The sequence below is a fragment of the Actinomadura sp. KC06 genome (genome assembly GCF_004348735.1).
Lineage (GTDB): Bacteria > Actinomycetota > Actinomycetes > Streptosporangiales > Streptosporangiaceae > Spirillospora.
In genome coordinates this window covers 64,394-70,992 of the sequence record NZ_SMKT01000022.1, presented here as the reverse complement: position 1 = coordinate 70,992, position 6,599 = coordinate 64,394, and the positions used below count along the sequence as shown (strand labels likewise).

The 6,599-nt window shown below is 67.3% G+C and carries 5 protein-coding genes; 4 read left to right on the top strand and 1 reads right to left on the bottom strand.

What is annotated here, in order from left to right; genetic code table 11:
- The first annotated feature begins 585 nt into the window (after window positions 1-585).
- Window positions 586-1,791: a hypothetical protein gene (locus tag E1287_RS10460; RefSeq protein ID WP_131964667.1), complete on the top strand. Its 1,206-nt coding sequence runs from the start codon at window positions 586-588 to the stop codon at window positions 1,789-1,791.
- Window positions 1,792-2,874: 1,083 nt separating this feature from the next.
- Here E1287_RS10460 and E1287_RS10455 read toward each other — a convergent pair.
- Entirely contained in the window at window positions 2,875-3,660 is a 786-nt protein-coding gene (locus E1287_RS10455; RefSeq protein ID WP_131964666.1) for a hypothetical protein, read from the bottom strand.
- 170 nt (window positions 3,661-3,830) lie between these two features.
- Here E1287_RS10455 and E1287_RS10450 point away from each other — a divergent pair, with 170 nt between their 5' ends.
- The 3 genes from E1287_RS10450 to E1287_RS10440 all read left to right on the top strand — a co-directional run bounded on the left by E1287_RS10450 (window position 3,831) and on the right by E1287_RS10440 (window position 6,598).
- Window positions 3,831-4,616, top strand: coding sequence for an aldo/keto reductase (locus tag E1287_RS10450; RefSeq protein ID WP_131964665.1), 786 nt, complete (start codon window positions 3,831-3,833; stop codon window positions 4,614-4,616).
- Between the two features lie 27 nt (window positions 4,617-4,643).
- A protein-coding gene (locus tag E1287_RS10445) for an IS5 family transposase (RefSeq protein ID WP_243718819.1) occupies window positions 4,644-5,440 on the top strand; the annotation gives its coding sequence in 2 pieces (ribosomal slippage) (window positions 4,644-4,986 and window positions 4,986-5,440; 798 coding nt in all).
- 276 nt (window positions 5,441-5,716) lie between these two features.
- Window positions 5,717-6,598, top strand: a complete 882-nt coding sequence (locus E1287_RS10440; protein WP_165968949.1) for a serine/threonine-protein kinase — start codon at window positions 5,717-5,719, stop codon at window positions 6,596-6,598.
- Window position 6,599: the final 1 nt, after the last annotated feature.

Sequence of the window (6,599 nt, the reverse complement as noted above, 5' to 3'; positions counted from 1 at the left end):
CCACACCCCCAACCACCACGCCCCAGCCGATCCCGCCAACGTCGCCGCACGACCAACACCCCCAACCACCACGCCCTAGGCGGTGCCGCCAACCTGCCGCACGACCGGCGCCGCACTATCGGGATGGGCAGGCAACCTCAACCGGCGTTTCCGGGCTGGGGGCGGACGTCGTGGTCGGTAGCGTCGAGTGAGATTTACGGCACCGCGCCGCTACCCGGCCGTGCACGGCAGGGTCTCGGAGATAGATCGGCGCCTGCGAGGTCCACGCACCCTTCGTCACGGGGACATCTCCAAGTCGCGTCCCCGGTAAATCCTCTGTAGTCAGGCCAACTGCTCGGATTGCTTTCCTGTCTCAGCCATGTGGCCCATGCGATGAGCACGGGTGCAAAATATCGGGCAATTCGGATATGGCAGTCATATCGATCTGGGGATGACAGGGTCGACTCCGAATGATCTTCCATTCGACTGCGCGCATTACTCAACGCTCCGTAGCCGGAGTGACTACGATCGGCATTCTCACGGTGACCGACGCGATCCCCCGGGGCGAAGATGAACCGTTTCCTCACACAACCCATACCTGCCGTAATGATCAGCGACTTGATTCGCTGCACTGGCGGGATCTTGGGTTATACGGCCTTGGCCGGTGCCATCTCCATTGGCGTGGCCACCCCAGCGGACGCGGTCACCCCCGCCTCGCCCGAGCCGCGCAGGTCGGTACCGCCGATCTGCCGTCACGCCGTGATCGTCGGTGACAGGCACAGCGCCCACAAGTGCAAGGAGGCATGGCTGGCGATGTACGAGAGGTCTCGCAGACGATCAGGCCGCGGTCGGGAATTCGCCCGCAGAGGCGACCGTTTCGACTGGAAGTTCAAGGTCAGACGATGGCCGCCGTCGTCAGAGCAGCCCAAAGAGCCCGCTGCCAGGCCCACCGCGCCGGACGCTCCGAGCACCTCTCCCTCCACGCCGAAGCAGTCGAAGACCGCAACTCCCCAAGTCTCCTCCCCGACACCGACGCAGACCCGCAGCCAGGCACAGGAACTCGAGTCGCGCCCGTCCTCGCTGCAACCGGTCCTGCTCCTCGGCCTCCTCCTGCCTGCCGCGGCGGCGATCTGCTACCCGTTCCGGCACCGCATCTACGCCGCCGCCGGGTTGCCCGCGTTCTCCGCGGCCTCGACCACGACCACAGCGGCGCCACCCGCCCGGCTCACCTATCACCCCGTTGTCGACCCGTTCGCCGCTCCCGCCACGGGACTGACAGGCCCAGGGGCCGTCTCCACGGCCCGGGTCCTGGCCCTGACCGCCCTCGACGAGCACAGCGAAAGCTCTCTCGTAGTCGTCCCCCGGCCGGACGCCACCGTCCTCTTCGGCCTCGGCGAGGACGAACTCCTCGACGACGACACCGCCGGCCTCTTCATTCCCGGCAACCTCGACGCCGCTCTGGCCTATCTGGAGACCGAACTCGCAATCCGCAAGAACACGGGCACCGAACAGGGACGACGCCTCCTCTTGGTGGCCGACTGCGCGGAGGAGTCGGAGAGGATCGAAGCCCTCCTCGGTCGGCACCCCGGCGGCCTCTCCGCGATCCTCCTCGGCACCTGGACAGGAGATCGGGCCACCATCGATGACGAAGGTCTGGTCGACGCTCCTTCGACGCTGCCCTCCGCACTCCCCGAGCGACTCCCCGCGATATCCCGCACCGAGGCCCGCGACCGCCTCCTCGCAGCCCTGGCCCGCCAACAACAGGACCAGAAATCCCCTTCCAAGCGCCGCTCCACCCAACGCCGCCCCTGACCACCATTACCCACAGCACCCCGAACCCCACCACCCATCGCTTCACCAATGCCGCCACCATCCGGGGAACGGGCACCTCGGGCGTCAGGGGACCGGCACCTCGGGGCGTCGGCGGAACGGCACCTCGGGGCGTCGGGGGAACGGCACCTCGGGGCGTCGGGGGAACGGCACCTCAGGGCGTTGGCGCGGCCTCAACCGACCCACCGCACCCCGCCTACCGCCTCGCACGGCGTGGACGCCAGGTTCGGCGTCGAGGTCACCCGCGTCTACCGCGCGGCCAGGACCGTCCATGCCTCCGACGGGACCGCCACCCCGTAGGGGACGCTTCACAACAGAACACCCGATCGACTTGGAGAAGGCGTCCATCCGACCTGTATCCAGTCGACCTGCAGAACGGCTGAGCCGTCCTGTATCCAGCCGCCCCACAGAATGTCCAACTCGACCCCGACCCTACGTCTGGCGGTCCTGGAGAACGTCCCGTTCAACGCAGTCCCGCCCGCCCCACAGAGCGCCAAGCCATCCAAGGATCGTCCAGCAAGTCCAAGGAATATTCGGCCCACCGAGAAGGCGGGCCCGGCCGATCCCGGGAATGCCCGGCGGCCCGGCCGTCCAGCCGACCTTTAGGACGTCCAGCGGAGCCAGGAGCGTTCAGTCGCAGTCGGCCCCGCATCGGCTGGGCCGATGCCGGTCCAGCCGCGCATCCCGTGGGGAGCGGCGCCACCCCGCACGGAGCAATCAGATCTCGTGACCTGGAGCGGTGCCGACGATTAGGCGGCCATGGAGTGACGAGATGGCCGACCTTCATCCCATTCCTGACGCTCCAGCTGTAGCCGAGATCTCAAGCTCCGGTGTGAAGGCGGTGGGCACATCTGGGTCAAGTGGCGCAGTGAGCAGCGCCGGAATGCCGATGGGTGTTGAGCGCTTCTCCGGCCGAGACAGTTGTATGGGAGGCACGCCCTGGATTCGGGAGGCGCCTGGAGCCTCGTGTCCGCTGGCACGGCGTGGGTGGTCAATTTGGTCGTTGGACGTCGGTCGTGCTGAGCAGTGGGGTTCTGGGAGCGGGGCAAGCGGGATGGGCGCCGTCTACGTCGGCGTTCGTTCCTGCCTTGTGATCTCTGCCCTGACGGACGTGAGGCCCCGGATCGCGCGGCTGAGGGAGCTGATGTCCGGTGGCTGGTCGGCGTCTCGGTCCAGGTAGGCGGCGCAGCGGAGCATCCAGCCGCGGACGACGTCCTCCATCCTCGTCTCGGAACGGCGCGTCCTTTTCAGGACCGTTTCGCGTTTCTCGTCGGCGACCCGCCGCACCAGGATCTCGTCCGAGCCGAGCGCGCGGACGTCGGCGAGTGCGTAGCGTCCGAGCTGGTCTGTCGCGAGGTGGCGTTCGGCGGCGATGCGGTCGAACGTCTTCCGCGGCCAGGCGAGGATCATTGCCGCTCCGCCGGCGTCAACGGTCTCGGTCAGCGGTCCCTTCCGGGCGGAGACCACCGATCGCACGGCTGCGGGGTCGAGCCGGTCCAGGTCGCGCAGGAGGTAGACCGGATATCCACGGAAGTTGCTGATGAAGTTGAGATCTCCCTGGGCGACCAGCACCTCGATGTCCCGCCGCTCGACGTCGAGTCCCAGCCGCGCGGCCAGCCTGGCGGCCGCGCGGGCGGATCCGATCGGAGGATCGTCGCCGAATCTGGCGATGACCTGCTCGCCGAGTCCCCGGCATTCCTCGGCGAGGTCCGCGGACCATCGGTCACCGTCGAGATCGGGTTCCGGCAGGATTCCGTGCTCCACGCCGAGGCGCATCTGCCACCGGGTGAGCCCGAGATGGGCGGCGAACCGGTGGCCCCCGAATTGGCCACGAGTGATCTGTGCGGGCATTGTCGTGCCTTTCTTGCGACAGCGGACCTTGACGCGACACAGCCTCGCCCACAGGTTCCGCCAAGTTCAGCAGAACGCGATCCTGTGGATAACTTGGCGGAGTGATTTGTCGTGTGTTGTCGGCGAATTTCGTGGCTTGAGGTGGAAGCGCGGCGTGCCAGGCTGTGAGGATGAACGCGATACATCGGCTCGGGATCGGGTTGGCGGCGCTCGGGCGTCCGGCGTACATCAACGTCGGCCGGGCGGACGAACTGCCACCCGGCCGGAGCGTGGAGCAGATGCGCGAAGCGACCTGGGACGTTCTCGACGCGGCCTACGCCGCCGGTATCCGATGGGTGGACGTGGCGCGGTCGTACGGCAGGGCTGAGGAGTTCCTCGGTGGTTGGCTCACCGCACGAGGCCCTGACGACGTGACGGTCTCGAGTAAGTGGGGATACACCTACGTCGGTGAATGGAAGACTGACGCGCCAGTGCACGAGGTGAAGGAGCACAGTCTCGGCCGTTACCGGACCCAGTACGAAGAGACTCGCGCTTTTCTGGACGAATATCTGTCCGTCTACCAAGTGCATTCGCTCACCGAAGAAAGCCCTTTGTTCCAGGACGTGCGACTGCAGGCGGCTCTTGCCGAAGCATCTGCGGACGGTGTCCGCATCGGCTTCTCGACATCGGGGCCGGGGCAGGCCGACACGATCCGTCGCGCGGCAGCGCTGGAAGTGTCGGGGCAGCGTCTTTTCAGCACCGTTCAGTCAACCTGGAACGTCCTAGAGACCTCTGCTGGGGAAGCCCTACGGGAAGCGCACGATGCGGGCCTGCACGTACTGCTCAAGGAAGTCCTCGCCAACGGAAGGCTCGCCACACAGCCGCCCGCGGCTATGCAGACTGTGGCGGCCAGGAAGCCCGTCCAGCCGGATGCTCTGGCGCTTGCCGCTGCTCTTAGACGACATCTCATTTGGTGAGTCGGCGGTAGCCTACCGTTCGTGGAGATGGTTGAGCGGTTGGTGCCCGGGGAGTTGTGGGAGCTGTTCCAGCGGGTGGTGCCACCTGCTCCGACCCGGCCGCAGGGCGGCGGCCGGCGGCGGTATGGGGACCGGGAGGTCCTGGCCGCGATCATCTTCGTGGCCACCACCGGCTGCACCTGGCAGCAGTTGCCACCGGTGTTCGGTCCGTCCGGTCCCACTGCGCACCGCCGCTTCACCGAGTGGAGTGCGGCGCGGGTCTGGGCCAAGCTGCACCGCCTGGTACTGGACGAGTTGGGTGCCCGTGGGGAGTTGGACTGGTCGCGGTGTGCGATCGACTCGGTCAGTGTCCGGGCGAGCAAAGGGGGGAGCTGACCGGCCCGAATCCTGTCGACCGTGGCAAGCGTGGGGCGAAAATCCATCTGCTGGTCGACCGTGCCGGGCTGCCCCTGTCTGTCGGGATATCGGCGGCCAACACCCACGACAAACTCGCCCTGGAGCCGCTGGTGCGGGGCATCGCGCCGATCCGCTCGCGGCGCGGGCCGCGCCGACGGCGTCCTGACAAGCTGCACGGCGACAAGGGCTACGACTTCGCCGACCTGCGGCGCTGGCTGCGTCAGCGCGGCATCACTCCGCGCATCGCCCGCCGTGGCATCGAGTCCTCACAGCGATTGGGTCGGTACCGCTGGGTGGTGGAGCGGACGGTGTCCTGGCTGAAGGGCTGCCGTCGTCTGCATCGCCGCTATGAGCGAAAGGCCGAGCACTTCCTGGCCTTCGTCGGGATCGCCGCCACACTCATCTGCCACCGCCGACTCACCAAATGAGATGTCGTCTTAGTAGGCCGTGGGCAGACACGGTGCTCATAGGCGCGGTCAGTCCCGCCCAGTTGGACGCCAACCTGGCCGCGGCAGAAGTGTCGCTTGATGAGAATGACCTCGTAGAGACGGCCCGCCTGAGCGTCCCCCCGGAAATCTACTGGGCCGAACGGAGCGCCCTCCCCTGGACGTGACGAGCCGTTCGGCCGGATGAGCGGCGAGTGCATGGGACGATTGAGCCCGCCCCAGCACGATCGGATACCCATGCAGTCAGAGCTTCCGGAAATGATCGGCCCTTACCGCGTGGTCGCGCGGCTCGGCTCCGGCGGGATGGGCGAGGTGTTCCTCGGGGCGTCGCAGAGCAGACGGCTGGTAGCGGTGAAGGTCATCCGGCCGGAACTCCTGGACGACCCCAGATGGAGGGCGAGATTCCGCCGTGAAGTGACTTCTGCGCAGTCGGTCAGCGGCTTCTACACGGCACCCGTCGTCGACGCCGATCCGGACGCGGACCAGCCGTGGCTGGCGACGCAGTACATCCGGGGCGTAAGTCTCTCCACCGTCGTCCAGGAGAAGGGGCCGCTCCGCGAACAGGCCGCCTGCCGGCTGGGCGCGGGGCTGGCCGAGGCTCTGATCGCGATCCATCGGGCGGGGATCGTCCACAGGGATCTGAAGCCGTCGAACGTCCTGCTGGCCTCGGACGGGCCGAGGGTCATCGACTTCGGCATCGCACGGCCCCTCGACGCATTGCCCCTGTCGAAAACGGAGATTCTGGGGACGCCGGCGTACATGTCACCGGAGCAGGCCCTCGGCGATCCCGTCGCGGCCGAGAGCGATGTGTTCTCCCTTGGCTCGACCCTTGTGTACGCGGTCACTGGTGCGGCGCCGTTCGGGACGGGCCACAAGGTGCGCGCACGGATCGTCCATGGTGTACCTGACCTCGCTCGGTTGCCCGACCCTATGCGCGGGCTGGTGACGCGCTGCCTGGTGAAGGATCCTGCAGAACGTCCTTCGCCGGAGCAGGTCCTCGTCGCCCTTTCCACACTGCTGGACGCTCACTACGGCGAAGAGTGGCCGCCCGTAGACGTGGAGCAGTTGATCGGCGCGCAGGAACGGACGCTCGTCGAAATCACGGCCGAGCTACCGACTCTCCGGGAACCGCACCCGTAAC

Excerpts from the sequence above, each read along its gene's own strand:
- E1287_RS10460 (WP_131964667.1), top strand. The coding sequence starts at position 586 with ATGATCAGCGACTTGATTCGCTGCACTGGCGGGATCTTGGGTTATACG.
- E1287_RS10455 (WP_131964666.1), bottom strand. The coding sequence starts at position 3,660 with ATGCCCGCACAGATCACTCGTGGCCAATTCGGGGGCCACCGGTTCGCC.
- E1287_RS10450 (WP_131964665.1), top strand. The coding sequence starts at position 3,831 with ATGAACGCGATACATCGGCTCGGGATCGGGTTGGCGGCGCTCGGGCGT.
- E1287_RS10440 (WP_165968949.1), top strand. The coding sequence starts at position 5,717 with ATGATCGGCCCTTACCGCGTGGTCGCGCGGCTCGGCTCCGGCGGGATG.